The sequence below is a fragment of the Arthrobacter sp. P2b genome, from assembly GCF_900168295.1.
GTDB lineage: Bacteria > Actinomycetota > Actinomycetes > Actinomycetales > Micrococcaceae > Arthrobacter.
Genome location: NZ_FVZL01000005.1, coordinates 160,935 through 177,889, shown reverse-complemented (window position 1 = coordinate 177,889; position 16,955 = coordinate 160,935). Strand labels below are relative to the sequence as shown.

The following is a 16,955-nucleotide window of genomic DNA, read 5'->3' as shown; positions in this document are numbered from 1 at the left end:
AGATGGCTTTGACGCCAGAAGACGTTGTCAACAAGCGCTTTCAGCCGACCAAGTTCCGCGAGGGCTACGACCAGGACGAAGTTGATGACTTCCTGGACGAAATCGTCGTTGAACTCCGCCGCCTGAACCAGGAGAACGACGAGCTTCGGAAGAAGCTTGCCGAAGCAGGATCCAGCGTTCCCGCCAGCGCCGCTGCCGCCCCCGTGGTGGAGAAGGTCCCCGCGCCGGTCAAGTCCGACAAGGACGAGGCACGCGAGAAGGCAGAGGCTGAAGCCAAGGCTGCCGAAGCGAAGAAGAAGGACGTCCAGCCGTCCGCTCCGGTTGCCGCAGCCCCCGCTGCTCCCAGCCAGGCCGCCGTCCCCACTGCTTCTGCAGAGTCAGCCGCGGGCCTGCTGGCCATGGCACAGCAGATGCACGACCGCCACGTTGCCGACGGCCAGGCGCAGAAGGACAAGATCATCGCCGAGGCGCAGATCGAAGCCAGCAGCCTGGTCAACGACGCCCAGGAGAAGTCCCGCAAGATCCTCGGTGCACTCGAGCAGCAGCGGTCCGTCCTGGAGCGCAAGGTGGAGCAGCTTCGCGGTTTCGAGCGCGATTACCGCTCACGCCTGAAGGCCTACATCGAGGGCCAGCTGCGCGACCTCGATGCCCGCGGTTCGGTTGCTACGCCTGAAGTGAGCGAAGCCAACTAGTCCGTCAAGCACGTATTCTGAAAGCCGGTGGCTGAGGATTCCTCGGCCACCGGCTTTTGGCATTGACACCGGTATAACGAATGAAAGCACCATGACTGACGAATTTGCCGCAGGGGCTGCACGCCCTGTCCCGCCTTCACCGCGCCCCCGCAGGGCCGTGCTGCTGTCCCTTTTTGCCGGTTTTGCGGTTTTTGCCTACGGGCTGGACCAGCTGACCAAATTCTGGGTCACGTCCACCATGGTGGAAGGCGAACGGATCCCGGTATTTCCGCCTTTGCTGCACTGGTACTTCATCCGTAACTCGGGTGCGGCGTTCTCCATCGGCGAGAATGTCACCTGGGTGTTCTCCATCATCATGGCAGCGGTGGCCGTGGCCATCCTCTTCCAGGTCCGCAAGCTGGGCTCCATGTGGTGGTCCCTGTCGCTGGGCCTGCTGCTTGGCGGAGCGCTGGGCAACCTCACCGACAGGCTGTTCCGTCAGCCGTCGTTCGGAATGGGCCACGTTGTGGACTTCATCCAGCTCCCCAACTTTGCCATTTTCAACATCGCCGATTCAGCCGTCGTATCCGCTGTGGCCATCATCTGCATCCTCACGCTGCGCGGCATCGCCCTGGATGGCACCAGGCAGACAGCAGAAGCCAGGGAAAAGTCCGGCGATGCCTGAAAAGTATGTCGTCGCCGACGAGTACGCCGGCGCCCGCGCAGATGCCGGGCTGGCCGGCATACTGGGAATTTCGCGTTCCCTTGCGGCCACCCTGATAGCCGAGGGCAACGTCGTGAGCAGGGGCAAAGCCCTGGGCAAATCAGCCAAACTGGTGGCCGGTGACGTCCTGCAGGTCAGCATGCCGGAGCGGCGGGACCCGCTGGAAGTCGTGGAGGAAGTTGTGGAAGGCCTGAAGATCCTGCTGGACGACGATGATTTCGTCGTCGTCGACAAACCCGTGGGCGTTGCCGCGCACCCCTCCCCGGGCTGGGTGGGACCCACGGTGGTGGGCGGCCTGGCCGGCGCCGGGTACCGCATCTCCACGTCCGGCTCGCCCGAGCGGGCGGGGATCGTCCACCGGCTCGACGTCGGCACGTCGGGTGTGATGGTGGTGGCGAAATCCGAGCGGGCCTACACCGCCCTGAAGCGGGCGTTCAAGGAACGGACCGTGGACAAGGTCTACCATGCAGTGGTCCAGGGGCTGCCCGATCCGCTGACCGGAACCATCGACGCACCCATCGGCCGCCACCCCGGCCACGACTGGCGCTTCGCCGTCATCGAGGACGGCCGGCCTTCGGTCACCCATTACGAAGTCCTCGAGGCATTCGGCAAGGCCAGCCTGGTGGAAGTGCACCTCGAAACCGGGCGGACCCACCAGATCAGGGTCCATTTCTCCGCCCTCCGCCACCCCTGCGCCGGCGACCTGACCTACGGCGCGGATCCCCGCCTGGCCGCCACCCTGGGACTGACCCGGCAGTGGCTGCACGCTCGCGAACTCGGGTTCGACCACCCGGTCACGGGGGAGCGCGTCCGGGTCACCAGCCACTACCCGCAGGACCTGGCGTTCGCGCTGGAAGTGCTGGGATCGGGCCGGGCCTGACGCAGTCCGCCCGTGGCCAGCGCATAGAATAGTGCGGTGACTTCCAGCAATGATTCGTTTGTCCACCTGCACACCCACACCGAATACTCCATGCTGGATGGAGCAGCCCGCCTGGGGGAGCTGTTCGATGAGACCGAGCGCCTGGGCATGCCCGCCCTCGCCACCACCGACCATGGCTACCTGTTCGGCGCCTTCGACTTCTGGCGCAAGGCCACGGACAAGGGCATCAAGCCGATCATCGGCGTCGAAGCCTATGTGACACCCGGCACCGCCCGCACGGACAAGGAACGCGTGCGCTGGGGCGATGAATCCCAGCGCAAGGACGACGTCTCCGGCGGTGGCTCATACACCCACATGACGCTCCTGAGCTACAACAACGTGGGCATGCGGAACCTGTTCCGGGCGTCCTCCATCGCGTCCCTGGACTCGGTCTTCGGCAAGTGGCCGCGGCTGGACCGGGAGCTGCTCAACACCTATTCCGAGGGCCTTATCGCCACCACCGGATGCCCGTCCGGGGAGGTCCAGACCCGCCTGCGGCTGGGCCAGTACCGGGAAGCCCTCGAAGCGGCGGCCGAGTTCCGCGACATTTTCGGCGCCGAGAACTACTTCTGTGAACTGATGGACCACGGCCTGGACATCGAGCGCCGGGTCACCGGCGACCTTCTCCGGCTGGCCAAGGACCTGAACCTTCCGTTGGTGGCCACCAACGACCTGCACTACACCCACGAACACGACGCCAAGGCCCATGAGGCCCTTCTGGCCATCCAGTCCGGTTCCACGCTGCTGGAACCCACCTATGACAACGGCGGCTCGCGCTTTGCGTTCTCCGGCAGCGGCTACTACCTGAAGTCCCCGCGGGAAATGCGGGAACTGTTCCGCGACCACCCGGACGCCTGTGACAACACACTGCTTATCGCCGAGCGCTGCGAGGTGTCCTTCAACACGGACGCCAACTACATGCCGCGCTTCCCCTGCCCGCCGGGTGAGGACGAAACGTCCTGGCTCGTCAAAGAGGTCGACAAGGGGCTCCAGTACCGTTACCCCGCGGGGATCCCGGACGAGGTCCGCAAGCAGGCCGACTATGAGCTGGGCGTCATCACCTCGATGGGTTTCCCGGGCTACTTCCTGGTGGTGGCCGACTTCATCAACTGGGCCAAGAACAACGGCATCCGGGTGGGCCCCGGCCGTGGTTCCGGTGCAGGTTCCATGGTGGCGTACGCGATGCGCATCACCGACCTTGATCCGCTGCGGCACGGCCTGATCTTTGAACGCTTCCTCAACCCTGACCGCGTCTCCATGCCCGACTTCGACGTCGACTTCGATGACCGTCGCCGCTCCGAGGTCATCGACTACGTCACCAAAAAGTACGGTGACGAGCGCGTGGCGATGATCGTCACCTACGGCACCATCAAGACGAAGCAGGCGCTCAAGGACTCCTCCCGCGTGCTCGGGTACCCCTTCAGCATGGGGGAGCAGCTCACCAAGGCGTTGCCCCCCGCGGTCATGGCCAAGGACATTCCGCTGGCGGACATCCAGAACCCGGACGCCAAGCGCTACAGCGAGGCCGGCGACTTCCGGCAGCTGATCAGCACGGATCCGGAAGCTGCCAAGGTATTCGAGACCGCCCTCGGCATCGAGGGGCTGAAGCGCCAGTGGGGCGTGCACGCCGCCGGCGTGATCATGTCCTCGGACCCCATCATCGACGTCATTCCCATCATGCGCCGTTTCCAGGACGGCCAGGTCATTACCCAGTTCGATTACCCGACGTCCGAGGGCCTTGGCCTGATCAAGATGGACTTCCTGGGCCTCCGGAACCTGACGATCATTTCGGATGCCCTCGAGAACATCAAGATGAACCGCGGGATCGACCTCGACCTCGAAAACCTTGAGCTCGACGATGCGGCATCCTATGAGCTGCTGGCACGCGGCGACACACTCGGTGTTTTCCAGCTCGACGGCGGCCCCATGCGGTCGCTGCTCAAGCTGATGAAGCCTGACAACTTTGAAGACATCTCCGCCGTCCTGGCGCTGTACCGGCCGGGGCCCATGGGCGCCAACGCCCATACCGACTACGCCCTTCGCAAGAACGGGATCCAGGAAGTCATCCCCATCCACCCGGAGCTGAAGGAACCACTCGCCGAAATCCTCGGCGGAACGTACGGCCTGATCGTGTACCAGGAACAGGTGATGGCCGTGGCCCAGAAGCTGGCCGGCTACTCGCTGGGCCAGGCAGACATCCTCCGCCGGGCCATGGGCAAGAAGAAGAAGTCGGAGCTGGACAAGCAGTTCGCGGGCTTCTCCCAGGGCATGCAGGACAACGGCTACTCGATGGAAGCCGTCAAGACGCTGTGGGACATCCTGCTCCCGTTCTCCGACTACGCCTTCAACAAGGCCCACTCCGCCGCGTACGGCGTCATTTCCTACTGGACTGCCTACCTCAAGGCGCACTACGCGCCGGAGTACATGGCCGCGCTTCTGACGTCGGTGGGCGACGACAAGGACAAGTCGGCCATCTACCTGAACGAATGCCGGCGCATGGGCATCACCGTGCTCCCGCCGGACGTCAATGAGTCAGCGTTGAACTTCACCCCTGTCGGCAACGACATCCGCTTCGGCATGGGAGCCATCCGCAACGTGGGCGTCAACGCTGTTGAAGCGATGGTGGCAGCGCGCGAAAGCGAGGGCGCCTTCACGTCCTTTAAGGACTACCTGATGAAGGTCCCTGCCGTGGTCTGCAACAAACGGACCATCGAATCGCTCATCAAGTCGGGTGCCTTCGACTCGCTGGGTCACCACCGGCGTGCCCTCGCCATGGTCCACGAAGAGGCCATCGACTCCGTCATCACGCTGAAGCGGAATGAGGCGATTGGCCAGTTCGACCTTTTCGCCGGCTTCGAGGAAGCCGAATCCGAATCGTCGCTGAGCATCGAGATCCCCGACCTGCCGGAGTGGGAGAAGAAGGACAAACTCTCCTTCGAACGGGACATGCTCGGCCTGTATGTTTCCGACCACCCGCTGCAGGGCCTCGAAGGGGTGCTGAGCCAGCACGCCGAAATGAGCATCACGTCCGTGCTGGGCGAGGACGGGCCGCAGGACGGCGCCATCATCACCATCGCCGGAATGATCACGTCCCTGAGCCGGCGCATCGCCAAGGCCAGCGGCAACGCCTACGCCCGGGCCGAGGTGGAGGACCTCGGAGCGTCGATGGAAGTCATGTTCTTTGGCCAGGTCTACGGACCCATTGCCTCGGTCCTCGCCGAGGACCTGATTGTGGTGGTCAAGGGGCGCCTGCAGAAGCGCGACGACGGTGCGATCACCCTCAACTGCATGGAACTGTCCGTTCCGGACCTCAGCGAAGGCCTGGGCGGCCCGCTGGTGATCACCATGCCCACCCACAAGGCCACCGAGGCTGTGGTGACCGAACTTGGTGACGTGCTCCGGACCCACCGCGGGAACTCGGAAGTCCGCCTGCACCTGCAGGGTGATACGCGCACGGAGATCATGGGACTGCCGGTCCACCTTCGCGTGAATCCCAGCCCATCCTTGTTCGGCGACCTGAAGGTCCTGCTTGGCCCGGCCTGCCTGGACGCCTGAACGGGCGCAGGGGAGGGGCACTTAACGGCCGACGACGGCGGGAGCCAGTCCCGCCGTCGTCGGCTGTTTGCCGGGGGTCAGATTTCGTAGTCGAGGGGAACAGGCTGGCTGTAGCCACCGCCGTGGTACAGCAGGGGAGAAGCGTCCCCGCCCACCTGCCCGTCAACCACCTGCACCACCACCACGGCGTTGTTCTCAAAGGACAGCCGCATCTGCACCTCGCCGATGAGCCACCCAGCCACATCCTTCAGGACGGGCACGCCGTGCGGGCCCACCTCCCAGTGGTCCCCCTCGAAGCGGTTGCTGGTGCCGGCAAAACGCTCGGCCAGTTCCTGGTTTTCGAGCCCGAGCATGTGGACGCCCAGGTAGGTGGTGTTCGCCACCGCAGGCCAGGACCTGGAGCTGCGGGCCATGTTGAAGGTGAAGCGTGGAGGTTTGGCGGAGAGTGAGGCCACGGAGGTTGCCGTGAACCCAAAGGGCTTGTCCTCATAGTTCACCGTGATGATGGCAACCCCGGCGGCATGCCGGCGGAACATCTCCCTGAACGTCCGCTCGAAGGGCGCGCTATTGTCGGTCACCGGAACTCCTGACAGCTGGATGGCTTGGTACTTCCTTCAAGCGTATGGTCCCCGGGCCGCGCCGGGTAACTCCTGACACACCACGTCACCGGATGGCCGGGCAGGAACATTTGTTAAGGTTTGTTGCATGATGAAACTCTTCCGCCGTACCCCGTCGCGGCTGCCGTGGGCAATGCTGGCGGTTCCGGCGGTGGCAGGGGTGCCTGCGGGTATCCTCTGGTGGCTCCTTGCCCCGGGCGGCCTGAACCTGGTCACCAGGGATCCGGACCTGGGCAGCGGGGGCAACCCCGTAGTCTGGCTGCCGCGTGACCTGACCCTTGCCGGGCTCATGCTCTTCGCCGGCTGCCTGCTGGCGGTGTTCCTCACCGACAAAAAACGCGCGGATCCGCAGGCTGCACTGCTCATGGGCCTCGCCGGCGCGCTGGTGGGCAACCTCCTCGCCTGGCAGGCGGGCATGCTGTCCGCCCGGCTGTGGGGACCGGCGGTGGACGCGACCGCCAACGCCAGCATCGAATTCTCGCTGCGCGCCCTGCCGGTACTGCTGCTGTGGCCGGCTGCCACGGCGGTGGCGGTCTTCGTGCTGGAACTGCTGAACCTGCTGCGGAAGAAGCCGGACGGCGGTGCCGGTTCGGAAGAGGCACGGTTCAGCCACGTAAAATAGTCCGGTGACCATTACTCCGGAGTTTCCTGCCACGCCCGCCACCGCCGTGAACTTTCGCACTGTCGACGTGCGGGGGCAAAGCCTCACGCTCGCGGGCCTGCGTGCCGCCGTGCCGCGGGCACAGGGCCAGACGGTAGCCAACGCCGAAGAAAAGGTCCTCGACATCATCTCGGAGGTCCGCCAGCGGGGCTTTGAGGCCCTCGCCGAACTGGCACTGCGGTTCGACGGCGTCACCCAGGACCACCCGCTCGTTCCACAGGAAGCCCTCGCCGCTGCACTGGACCAGCTGGACCCGGCGGTCCGGCGGGCGCTGGAGGAGTCGATCAGCCGCGCGCGGAAGTTTGCCGACGGGCAGCGCCCCCGGAACCTCGACGTGGAACTTGGCGACGGCGCGGTGGTCAGCCAGAACTGGGTCCCGGTGGCGCGCGTGGGCCTCTACGTGCCGGGCGGCCTGGCTGTGTACCCGTCCTCGGTGATCATGAATGTGGTTCCGGCACTGGCAGCCGGGGTGGAGTCCATCGCCCTGGCATCGCCTCCGCAAAAGGAATTCGGCGGTCTGCCGCACCCCACCATCCTGGCCGCCGCAGCACTCCTGGGAATCACGGAGGTGTACGCGATCGGCGGCGCACAGGCCATCGCCGCCTTTGCCTACGGCGTGGCCGGAACCCAGGCCGGGCCCGCGCTGGAGCCCGTGGACGTCGTCACAGGCCCCGGCAACATCTTCGTGGCCACCGCCAAACGCCTGGTGAAAGGGGTGGTGGGCATCGACTCCGAGGCCGGCACCACCGAAATCGCCATCCTTGCCGATTCCTCCGCCCAGCCTGCGCTGGTGGCGGCGGACCTGATCAGCCAGGCCGAACACGATCCCCAGGCGGCGTCGGTGCTTATCACCGATTCCGAGGACCTTGCAGCCGCTGTCCGCGTGGAGCTGGACCGGCAGGCGGCGTCCACCAAGCACTCCGCCCGGGTCAAGGAAGCACTGTCCGGGCCGCAGTCCGGCGTGGTGCTTGTGGAGGACCTGGACCAGGGCATCGCCGCCTGTGACGCCTACGCGGCGGAACACCTGGAAATCATGACCCGGGACGCTGCTGCCGTCGCGGCGCGGATCCGGAACGCCGGTGCCATCTTCGTCGGGGACTACAGCCCCGTCAGCCTGGGTGACTACTGCGCCGGGTCAAACCACGTGCTCCCCACCAGCGGCACGGCGGCCTTCTCCTCCGGTCTCAACGTCAACACCTTCCTGCGGGCCATCCAGGTGGTCAACTACAGCAGGGCCGCGCTGAAGGAAGTCAGCAGCCACATCGTGAACCTGTCCCGTGCGGAGGATCTGCCCGCGCACGGCGATGCCGTGACCGCCCGTTTCCCCGGCTCCTAAGCACTACATGTAGTAATTACAGGCTTGTTATTACGCTAGATGTGCCCGTAAACTGGAAGACGCTACGGCGCGGCACCACTGCGCCGCCAATTGGGAAGTCCCGGCACCGGGACCGTGCGAGAGAGGGACGCCATGTACTGTCCGTTCTGCCGCAATCCTGATTCACGCGTCGTTGACAGCCGCATGGCGGACGACGGTTCAGCCATCCGCCGGCGCCGGCAGTGCCCCGAGTGCGGCCGCCGGTTCACCACCGTTGAAACCACCAGCCTGTCCGTCATCAAGCGTTCGGGCGTTGGCGAGCCCTTCAGCCGCAGCAAAGTGATCAACGGTGTGCGGAAGGCCTGCCAGGGCCGCCCCGTCAGCGAGGATGACCTTGCGCTGCTGGCGCAGGAAGTCGAAGAGCAGATCCGCGCCTCAGGCGCAGCGGAAATCGACGCCCACGAGGTAGGGCTCGTTATCCTCGGGCCGCTGCAGAAACTGGACAAGGTGGCGTACCTGCGCTTTGCGAGCGTTTACCAGGCCTTTGAATCCCTTGAAGACTTTGAAACGGCCATCTCCCTGTTGCGCCACGAGGCGGAGGAAGACGCCAAGGGGACAGCGGCCAAGAGCGCCAAGGGTTCAGAGAAAAGCCCCCTTTAATCTCCGGTGGCGGCGGTGGAGGGGAAGCCGCAGCCGCCCCCGGCACCAAAAGACAGGACGCCCCCTTCCGGTACCGGAAGGGGGCGTCCTGTCTTAAGTGACGGCTCCTGGATTACTTTGCGAGCTTGTGCTTCAGGGCAATCTCGATGGCGGCGCCCACGATGCCTGCCTCGTTGCGCAGGACGGCCGGCACGATCGGGGTGCGCAGCTTCAGGTTGGGCAGGTATTCGTCGGCCCGCTTGGAGATTCCGCCGCCCACGATGAACAGCTCGGGGGAAAACAGGAACTCCACGTGGGAGAAGTAGCGCTGCAGCAGCACGCTGTATTCGTCCCAGGTCAGGCCGTCGCGCTCACGGGCCACTGCTGAGGCTTTGGTTTCCGCATCGAAGCCGTCAATCTCCAGGTGCCCCAGTTCGGCGTTGGGCACGAGTTTGCCGTCAAAGATAAAGGCAGAGCCGATGCCGGTTCCCAGGGTGATCACCAGGACTGTGCCGGCAACGCCGGCGCCGGCGCCGTAGCGCGCCTCCGCCAGGCCCGCGGCGTCGGCGTCGTTGATGACCTCAACCGGCCGCCCGAGGCGCTCGGTGAGAAGGGCGTCAATGTTGGTGTCCAGCCAGGCCTTGTCCACGTTGGCTGCGGAGTGCACCACGCCGTGCTGGATAATGCCGGGGAAGGTGACGCCCACGGGTGAACCCGCTTCGGGCGCTTCGGGGCGGGCCGAGAGTTCGGCCACCACCAGTGCCACGGCCTCCGCCACGGACTCGGGCGTGGCAGGCTGCGGGGTGGGCACCCGGAAGCGTTCGCCCAGGAGCTTGCCCTTTTTGAGGTCGACGATGCCGCCCTTGATTCCCGTGCCTCCGATGTCGATGCCGATCAGCGGGGCGTTCTTGTGCGACTTCTCGTCCTTCTTGGCCAATTGGTTTCCGTTCGTGGCAGGGGCGGGCAGGGAAGGGCGGCCGGCGGCCGGCCCGGATGGGTGTCCGGTCAGGAACCGGAAAGCTGGTTAGTGCATCAGGCTAGGGCAGGGTGAGGATCTCGGCGCCGGATTCGGTCACGAGCAGCGTGTGCTCGAACTGCGCGGTGCGCCGGCGGTCCTTGGTGACCACGGTCCAGTCGTCCGCCCACATGTCCCACTCCACGGTGCCCAGGGTGAGCATCGGCTCAATGGTGAACACCATGCCCGCCTCGATGACCGTGTTGTAGGCCGGGGCGGCGTCGTAGTGGGGGATGATCAGGCCTGTGTGGAAGGCTTCGCCCACGCCGTGTCCGGTGAAGTCGCGGACCACGCCGTAGCCGAACCGCTTGGCGTAGGACTGGATGGCGCGGCCGATGACGTTGATCTCCCGGCCAGGGGCCACAGCCTTGATGGCGCGGTTCAGCGACTCCTGCGTCCGTTCCACCAGCAGGCGGGATTCCTCGTCCACGTCGCCCACCAGGAAGGTGTAGTTGGTGTCGCCGTGGACGCCGTTGATGAAGGCAGTGATGTCGATGTTGATGATGTCGCCGTCCTGCACCACCGTGCTGTCCGGGATGCCGTGGCAGATGACCTCGTTCAGGGAGGAGCACAGTGATTTCGGGAAGCCCCGGTAGCCGAGGGTGGACGGGTACGCCTTGTGGTCAAGCAGGAATTCGTGGCCCACCTTGTCCAGCTGGTCCGTGGTGACGCCCGGCTGGATGTGCTTGCCCACCTCCACGATGGCCTGGGCCGCGATCTTTCCCGCGATCCTGATCTTCTCGATGGTCTCGGCGGACTTGACCTCGGACCCCGTGAACTTGGCGGGGGCGGGCTTGCCGACGTACTCCGGGCGTGGGATGGAGGCCGGGACGGGACGCTGCGGGCCGATAGTACCGGGGGTGAGGGTGCCGATGGGTGCAGTCGAGGCAAGGGAAGGCATAGATTGATCATATAAGGCACCACAGAACGCCTAACAACCGGAAGCCGCGGAGGACCTGCGTAGGGCTTTAAGTTACGCGCGTCACGCTGCGGCTTCCCTGCCTGCCGGAACGGGAGCAACGATGACTGAGTACTGGTACAACATCAAAACCCATGAGGTGGAAGAGGACCGGCTCTCGGACTGGAGCCAGCTGATCGGCCCCTACAAAACCAGGGAAGAAGCCGAACACGCCCTCGAGAAGGTCCGGGCCCGCAATGAGGCCTGGGAGAAAAACGACGACGACGACTGAGGTACGCGTCCCGCCCCGCCTCGGGTGCGGGCCGGGGAAGCAGTCCGGCCGGTGGCGGGCCGGGCGTGCGGGCTAGAAAGAGTGCTCGGGCCCGGGGAACTGTCCCGACCGGACGTCGTCGCCGTAGGCTGTGGCAGCATCCAGGAGGGTGCTGCGAAGGTCCGCGTACTGTTTGACGAACTTGGCCATCCGCCCGCCGCGGAGGCCGGCCATGTCCTGCCAGACAAGCACCTGGCCGGTGGTTTCCTTGCCGGCGCCGATGCCCACCGTAGGAACGCTGACGGCCGCGTCCACCGCGGCCGCCGTGTCTGCCGGCACCATTTCCATCAGCACACAGAACGCTCCGGCGTCGGCCAGGGCCACGGCGTCGTCAATCAGGCGCTGGGCGTCATCGCCGCGCCCCTGCACCCGATAACCGCCCAGGGCGTGCTCGCTTTGCGGGGTGAAGCCGATGTGGGCCATGACCGGGATACCGGCCTGCACCATGGCGCGGACTGTGGGTGCGTAGTACGCGCCGCCTTCGATCTTGACAGCGTGGGCCAGCCCTTCCTTGAGGAAGCGGACGCCGGCGGAGACGGCCTGCTCCGCGGAGACCTCGTAGCTGCCGAAGGGCAGGTCGGCCACCACCAGGGCGCGTTTGGCGGACCGGGCGACGGCGCGGCACAGGGGGAGCAGTTCGTCCACGGTTACCGGCAGGCTGGTTTCATTGCCGAACACGTTGTTGGAGGCGGAATCTCCCACCAGGAGCACCTCGATGCCGGCGGCGTCGAAAATCTCGGCCGTGTACTGCTCGTAGGCCGTCAGCATCGCGAACTTCGTGCCGTCCTTCTTGGCCTGCTGCAGGTGGTGGATGCGCACCTTGCCCGGCTTCGGTCCTGAAGCGGGTGCGGCCTGCCCGGGCCCGCTGCCGTAGGGGGCGGGAACGTCGGCGGATACGCTTGAGTCAGAACTGCTGCTTGAGGCCATGGCATGAGCGTAATGCGGTACCCGCCGTCCTAGCTACCGCCGAAAGCCTGACGTGCGGGTGATAAGCGTCATACAGAGGTCTCCGGCGGCCGCTGCGTGAGGCCGGGATCACCGGACGCGCGGCCCTCAAAGCGCGTGTGGGGTGTTAACGCTGTGTTACGCGCGGCCCAGGCTCCAGCATCGGCGTCGAATGCTTAGTACAGTGTTTGTGAACTGCTGCCGGCATCCCCCATCCTGCGGACCCCGGAGCATGCACGTTGACCGGAGAAGAGGCCATCATGGACCGCCAGCAAGAGTTTGTCCTGCGCACAATCGAAGAGCGCGACGTACGTTTCGTGCGCCTGTGGTTCACCGACGTCGTGGGTTCGCTCAAGTCTGTGGCCCTGGCGCCCGCCGAGGTTGAAGGCGCCTTCGAGGAAGGGCTCGGTTTCGACGGATCTGCCATCGAGGGCCTGGCCCGTGTCTTCGAGTCGGACATGCTGGCGCAGCCGGATCCGTCCACTTTCCAGATCCTGCCGTGGCGCGGCGAGACGGAGCAGACGTCGCGCATGTTCTGCGACATCCTGACGCCCGACGGCGAGCCCTCCGCCGCGGACCCGCGGAACGTCCTCAAGCGGACGCTCGCCAAGGCCGCCGACATGGGCTTCACCTGCTACACCCACCCGGAAATCGAGTTCTACCTGCTCAAGTCGCAGGACCTTGGTCCCGATGGCGCACCGGTACCGGTGGACGAGGGCGGCTACTTCGACCACGTCCCGGGCGGCGTTGCCCAGGACTTCCGCCGCACCGCTGTCACCATGCTGGAGTCCGTGGGCATTTCCGTGGAGTTCAGCCACCATGAGGGCGGACCCGGCCAGAACGAGATCGACCTGCGCTACGCCGACGCCCTGCAGACGGCGGACAACATCATGACGTTCCGTACCGTCATCAAGGAAGTGGCGCTGCAGCAGGGCACCTACGCCACCTTTATGCCCAAGCCATTCACCGCGCACCCGGGTTCCGGCATGCACACCCACTTCTCCCTGTTCGAGGGCGACACCAACGCCTTCTACGAGGCCGGCGCAGAGTTCCAGCTGTCCAAGACCGCCCGCCAGTTCATTGCCGGCATCCTCAAGCACGCGCCCGAATTCACGGCCGTCACCAACCAGTTCGTGAACTCCTACAAGCGGCTCTGGGGCGGCGGCGAGGCGCCGAGCTACCTGAGCTGGGGCCACAACAACCGCTCCGCGCTGGTCCGTGTTCCCCTGTACAAGCCGGGGAAGGGCCAGTCCGCCCGGATCGAGTACCGTGGCATCGACTCGGCTGCCAACCCGTACCTCGCCTACGCGGTGCTGCTCGGCGCCGGGCTCAAGGGTATCGAGGAAGGCTACGACCTGCCCGCTGCTGCCGAGGACGACGTCTGGTCGCTGAGCTCGGCTGAGCGCCGCGCCATGGGCCACGACCCGCTTCCGGCCAGCCTGCACGATGCAATCCGTTCCATGGAGGATTCGGAGCTGATGCCGCAGATCCTGGGCGAGCAGGTCTTCGAGCACTTCCTGCGCAACAAGCGCGCAGAGTGGCAGGACTACCGGCTGCAGGTGACGCCCTACGAGCTGCAGCGCAACCTCGGCATTCTCTAGGCGGCGGGCGTGAGCCTGGCACGCCGCCTTATTGCGGCCGGTTTCAGCGACCTGGAGAAGGGCGAGCGGTTCCTCGCTGCCCGGGAACTGGAGGGGCTGGACCAGGACACGCTCTTCACCGGACTGCAGATGGCCGCCAGCCCGGACACCGCCCTGCAGTCCCTGGTCCGGCTGATCGAAAAACATCCGGACCTGCGGACGCTGGCGGCCGCTGACCCGGAAACGAGCGAACCGCTGTACCGGGTGCTGGGTGCGTCCGAAGCGCTGGGCGAGTTCCTCATCCGGCACCCCGAGCACCTTGACGCCTTCAAGGTCCGCGCCAGCCCGGAGCCCCTGCCCGCGGATCCCGCTGGGCTGCGCGCAACCCTTCTGCAGGCAGTAGGGGCCGATCCGCGCGCCGCCCGTCCCGTGGCAGCAGCCACCGGCGCGGAGGCCTACGCCGCGCTGCGCACGGCCTACCGCAGGGGAGTAGTGGACCTCGCGGTCAAAGACCTGTGTGCCGCCGATCCGCTCGACTTCTTGCCCGCGGTGGGCGGGGAACTCGCAGACCTCGCCGGCGCAGCCATCGAGGCCGCCCTCGCGGTCTCGCGGGCCGAAGCGGCGGACCAGTACAGCGCCGCCGAAGTGGCCGACGTCGGGCTGGCCGTCATTGGCATGGGCAAATGCGGGGCGCGCGAGCTGAACTACATTTCCGACGTCGACGTCATCTACGTCGTGGACGGCGGGAGCCTTGACGATGCGCAGGCCAACACCATTGGCACGGCCCTGGCGAGCGGGATTTCCCGCGCCATTTCCTCCGTGGCACGCGAACCCGGCCTGTGGGAGGTGGACGCGAATTTGCGGCCCGAGGGCAAGTCCGGACCCCTGGTGAGGACCCTTGCCTCGCATGAGACGTACTATGCGCGGTGGGCCGAAAGCTGGGAATTCCAGGCCCTGCTCAAAGCCCGCACCATCGCCGGTGACGCTGACCTTGGGCGGCGCTACGAGGATGCCGTGGCGCCGTTGATCTGGAGTTCGGCAAGCCGGGACGGCTTTGTGGAGTCCGTCCAGGCGATGCGGCGCCGGGTGACCGAACACATCCCGCCGGCGGAGGAGCAGCGGCAGATCAAGCTGGGGCGCGGCGGGCTGCGGGATGTTGAGTTCACGGTCCAGCTGCTGCAGCTGGTCCATGGCAGGGCGGATGAGACATTGCGGCGGCGGGACACCACCTCCGCGATCGCTGCCCTGTCCGCGGGCGGCTATATCGGCCGCTCGGACGCCGCCGCATTCGACAACGCCTACCGCTACCTGCGGCTGTTGGAGCACCGGATCCAACTGTTCCAGCTGCGCAGGACGCACCTCATGCCCGTCGCGGAACCCGCACTGCGCTCTTTGGCCAAAGCGGTTTTGGGCCCCTTCTCGAACGAGCGGCCCCACCCTGACGCGCTGATGGCGGCCTGGCAGAAGACCAAGCGGTCCGTCCGCGAACTGCATGAGCGGATCTTCTATCGGCCGCTGCTGAACACGGCCGCCAAGCTCAGCAGCGAGGACGCCAGGCTGTCGCCGGAAGCCGCCCAGGGCCGGCTCGCGGCCCTCGGCTACCGCGACCCCGAGGGCGCCATGCGGCATATCGAAGCACTGACGGCGGGAGTCAGCCGGCGCGCCGCGCTGCAGCGGCAACTGCTGCCCATCCTCCTCGACTGGCTGGCCGAAGGAGTGGACCCGGACGCCGGGCTGCTCGCCTTCCGCCGGGTCAGCGAGGCGCTGGGCACCACCCACTGGTACCTGGGGATGCTCCGGGACTCCAACGCGGCCGCGGAGCGGTTGTGCCACATGCTCTCGAATTCACGGCTCATAGCGGACCTGCTGGAGGTGTCGCCCGAATCGGTAGCCTGGCTGGGCCAGGACAAGGACCTGGTGCCGGTGTCGTTTGAGGCGCAGTGGCAGGAGATCACCTCCAAAATGTCCAGGCACGCCGATCCGGAAAGTGCCATGCGCCTCATCCGGCTGATCCGTCGGCGTGAAACCCTGCGGATTGCGGTCGCGGACTCTGCCGGGCTGCTGGACCAGGACCAGGTGGGTGCCGCCCTTGCCGACACCGACAGGGCAGCAGTCCTGGGTGCCCTCCGGGTGGCGGAAGGCATTGTCTCCGCCAACGGGCCGCTGAAGACCGCTGTTTTGGTGGTAGCGATGGGACGGCAGGGCGGCCGCGAGATCGGCTACGGCTCCGACGCCGATGTGATGTACGTGCACCGGGCGCTGCCCGGCTACTCCGAGGAAGAGGCGCAGGAACAGGCGTCCCGGATTGTCGCCAAGATCTCCAGCCTGCTGACCCAGCCGCTGAAACCGGCCATCATGGCCGAACGGGTCCTGCAAATGGACGCGGACCTGCGCCCGGAGGGAAAGAGCGGGGCCATGGTTCGGTCCCTGGACTCCTTCGCCGAGTACTACCGCCGCTGGTCCCTCATTTGGGAGGCCCAGGCGCTGCTGCGTGCACGCCCCATGGCAGGGGACGACGGACTGGCCCGCGATTTCCTGCAGCTCATCGACCCCATCCGGTACCCGGAATCGGTGTCGGAACAGGACGTCCGCGAAATCCGCAGGATCAAGGCCCGGGTGGAATCCGAACGGCTGCCCCGGGGTGCCGATCCCGCACGGCACCTTAAGCTGGGCCGCGGCGGCCTGAGCGACGTCGAGTGGCTGGTCCAGCTGCTCCAGCTCCAGCACGCCGGCAAACAGCCGGAACTGCGGACCACCTCCACCGTGCCGGCCCTGGAAGCCGCTGCCCGTGCGGGCCTGCTCACGCAGGACGATGCTGACCTCCTGGCCCAGGCATGGCGGCTGGCCAGCAGGATCAGGTCCGCGAACGTCATCTGGAACGGCAAGGCCTCGGACCTCCTGCCGTCCTCCCGCCGCGACCTGGAAGCGGTGGCCAGGTGGTGCGGCTACGAACCAGGCAATGCCGCCGCTCTGGAAGAGGACTACCTGCGTGTCAGTCGGCGCGCCCGTGCGGTCTTCGAACGGGTTTTCTACGGGCAGTGACGGTGCCGGAAGGGCCGGGGCTGTTCCGTGTCGTCGGAGGGGG

General features: G+C 66.2%; 14 protein-coding genes. 10 read left to right on the top strand and 4 right to left on the bottom strand.

Translation table 11 applies throughout. The features are described 5' to 3' along the window. Positions 1-2: 2 nt before the first annotated feature. The 4 genes from B5520_RS11300 (at position 3) to dnaE (ending at position 5,869) form a co-directional block, all read left to right on the top strand. Positions 3-692 carry a DivIVA domain-containing protein gene (locus tag B5520_RS11300; protein ID WP_079597159.1) on the top strand — a complete coding sequence of 230 codons (690 nt, stop codon included), beginning with the start codon at positions 3-5 and terminating at the stop codon, positions 690-692. A gap of 91 nt (positions 693-783) precedes the next feature. After that, the gene (gene lspA / locus B5520_RS11295; protein WP_079597158.1) at positions 784-1,356 is read left to right on the top strand and encodes a signal peptidase II; all 573 of its coding nucleotides are present in this window, start codon (positions 784-786) and stop codon (positions 1,354-1,356) included. After that, positions 1,349-2,275, top strand: a complete 927-nt coding sequence (locus B5520_RS11290) for an RluA family pseudouridine synthase (RefSeq protein ID WP_079597157.1) — start codon at positions 1,349-1,351, stop codon at positions 2,273-2,275. Before lspA ends, B5520_RS11290 begins: the two co-directional genes overlap by 8 nt. Positions 2,276-2,311: 36 nt before the next feature. Beyond that, entirely contained in the window at positions 2,312-5,869 is a 3,558-nt protein-coding gene (gene dnaE, locus B5520_RS11285; RefSeq protein ID WP_079597156.1) for a DNA polymerase III subunit alpha, read from the top strand. Positions 5,870-5,946: 77 nt separating this feature from the next. Here dnaE and B5520_RS11280 read toward each other — a convergent pair whose 3' ends face one another. Continuing rightward, positions 5,947-6,447, bottom strand: a complete 501-nt coding sequence (locus tag B5520_RS11280; protein WP_079597155.1) for a flavin reductase family protein — start codon at positions 6,445-6,447, stop codon at positions 5,947-5,949. A 127-nt stretch (positions 6,448-6,574) separates the two neighbouring features. Between B5520_RS11280 and B5520_RS11275 the strand changes: the two genes are divergently transcribed. The 3 genes from B5520_RS11275 (at position 6,575) to nrdR (ending at position 9,122) form a co-directional block, all read left to right on the top strand. After that, positions 6,575-7,108: a hypothetical protein gene (locus B5520_RS11275; RefSeq protein WP_079597154.1), complete on the top strand. Its 534-nt coding sequence runs from the start codon at positions 6,575-6,577 to the stop codon at positions 7,106-7,108. Between the two features lie 4 nt (positions 7,109-7,112). Next, a complete protein-coding gene (hisD, locus tag B5520_RS11270) occupies positions 7,113-8,483 on the top strand; it encodes a histidinol dehydrogenase (RefSeq protein ID WP_079597153.1) in 1,371 nt (456 codons plus the stop codon). Between the two features lie 132 nt (positions 8,484-8,615). Further along, on the top strand, positions 8,616-9,122 hold the full coding sequence (gene nrdR, locus B5520_RS11265) for a transcriptional regulator NrdR (RefSeq protein ID WP_079597152.1): 507 nt from the start codon (positions 8,616-8,618) through the stop codon (positions 9,120-9,122). Positions 9,123-9,234: 112 nt separating this feature from the next. Here nrdR and ppgK read toward each other — a convergent pair whose 3' ends face one another. Further along, positions 9,235-10,038, bottom strand: a complete 804-nt coding sequence (gene ppgK, locus B5520_RS11260; RefSeq protein ID WP_079597151.1) for a polyphosphate--glucose phosphotransferase — start codon at positions 10,036-10,038, stop codon at positions 9,235-9,237. 100 nt (positions 10,039-10,138) lie between these two features. Further along, entirely contained in the window at positions 10,139-11,017 is an 879-nt protein-coding gene (gene map / locus B5520_RS11255; protein ID WP_079597150.1) for a type I methionyl aminopeptidase, read from the bottom strand. Between the two features lie 121 nt (positions 11,018-11,138). On the opposite strand from map, the gene B5520_RS22410 reads away from it, so the two are divergent. Next, positions 11,139-11,306 (top strand): SPOR domain-containing protein, encoded by a 168-nt coding sequence (locus B5520_RS22410; protein ID WP_115524644.1) that lies wholly within the window; start codon positions 11,139-11,141, stop codon positions 11,304-11,306. A 72-nt stretch (positions 11,307-11,378) separates the two neighbouring features. Here B5520_RS22410 and panB read toward each other — a convergent pair whose 3' ends face one another. Continuing rightward, positions 11,379-12,272, bottom strand: coding sequence for a 3-methyl-2-oxobutanoate hydroxymethyltransferase (panB, locus tag B5520_RS11250; RefSeq protein ID WP_079597149.1), 894 nt, complete (start codon positions 12,270-12,272; stop codon positions 11,379-11,381). A gap of 278 nt (positions 12,273-12,550) precedes the next feature. Here panB and glnA point away from each other — a divergent pair, with 278 nt between their 5' ends. Further along, positions 12,551-13,891: a type I glutamate--ammonia ligase gene (gene glnA / locus B5520_RS11245; RefSeq protein ID WP_079597235.1), complete on the top strand. Its 1,341-nt coding sequence runs from the start codon at positions 12,551-12,553 to the stop codon at positions 13,889-13,891. 9 nt (positions 13,892-13,900) lie between these two features. After that, entirely contained in the window at positions 13,901-16,912 is a 3,012-nt protein-coding gene (locus B5520_RS11240) for a bifunctional [glutamine synthetase] adenylyltransferase/[glutamine synthetase]-adenylyl-L-tyrosine phosphorylase (protein ID WP_079597148.1), read from the top strand. Positions 16,913-16,955: the final 43 nt, after the last annotated feature.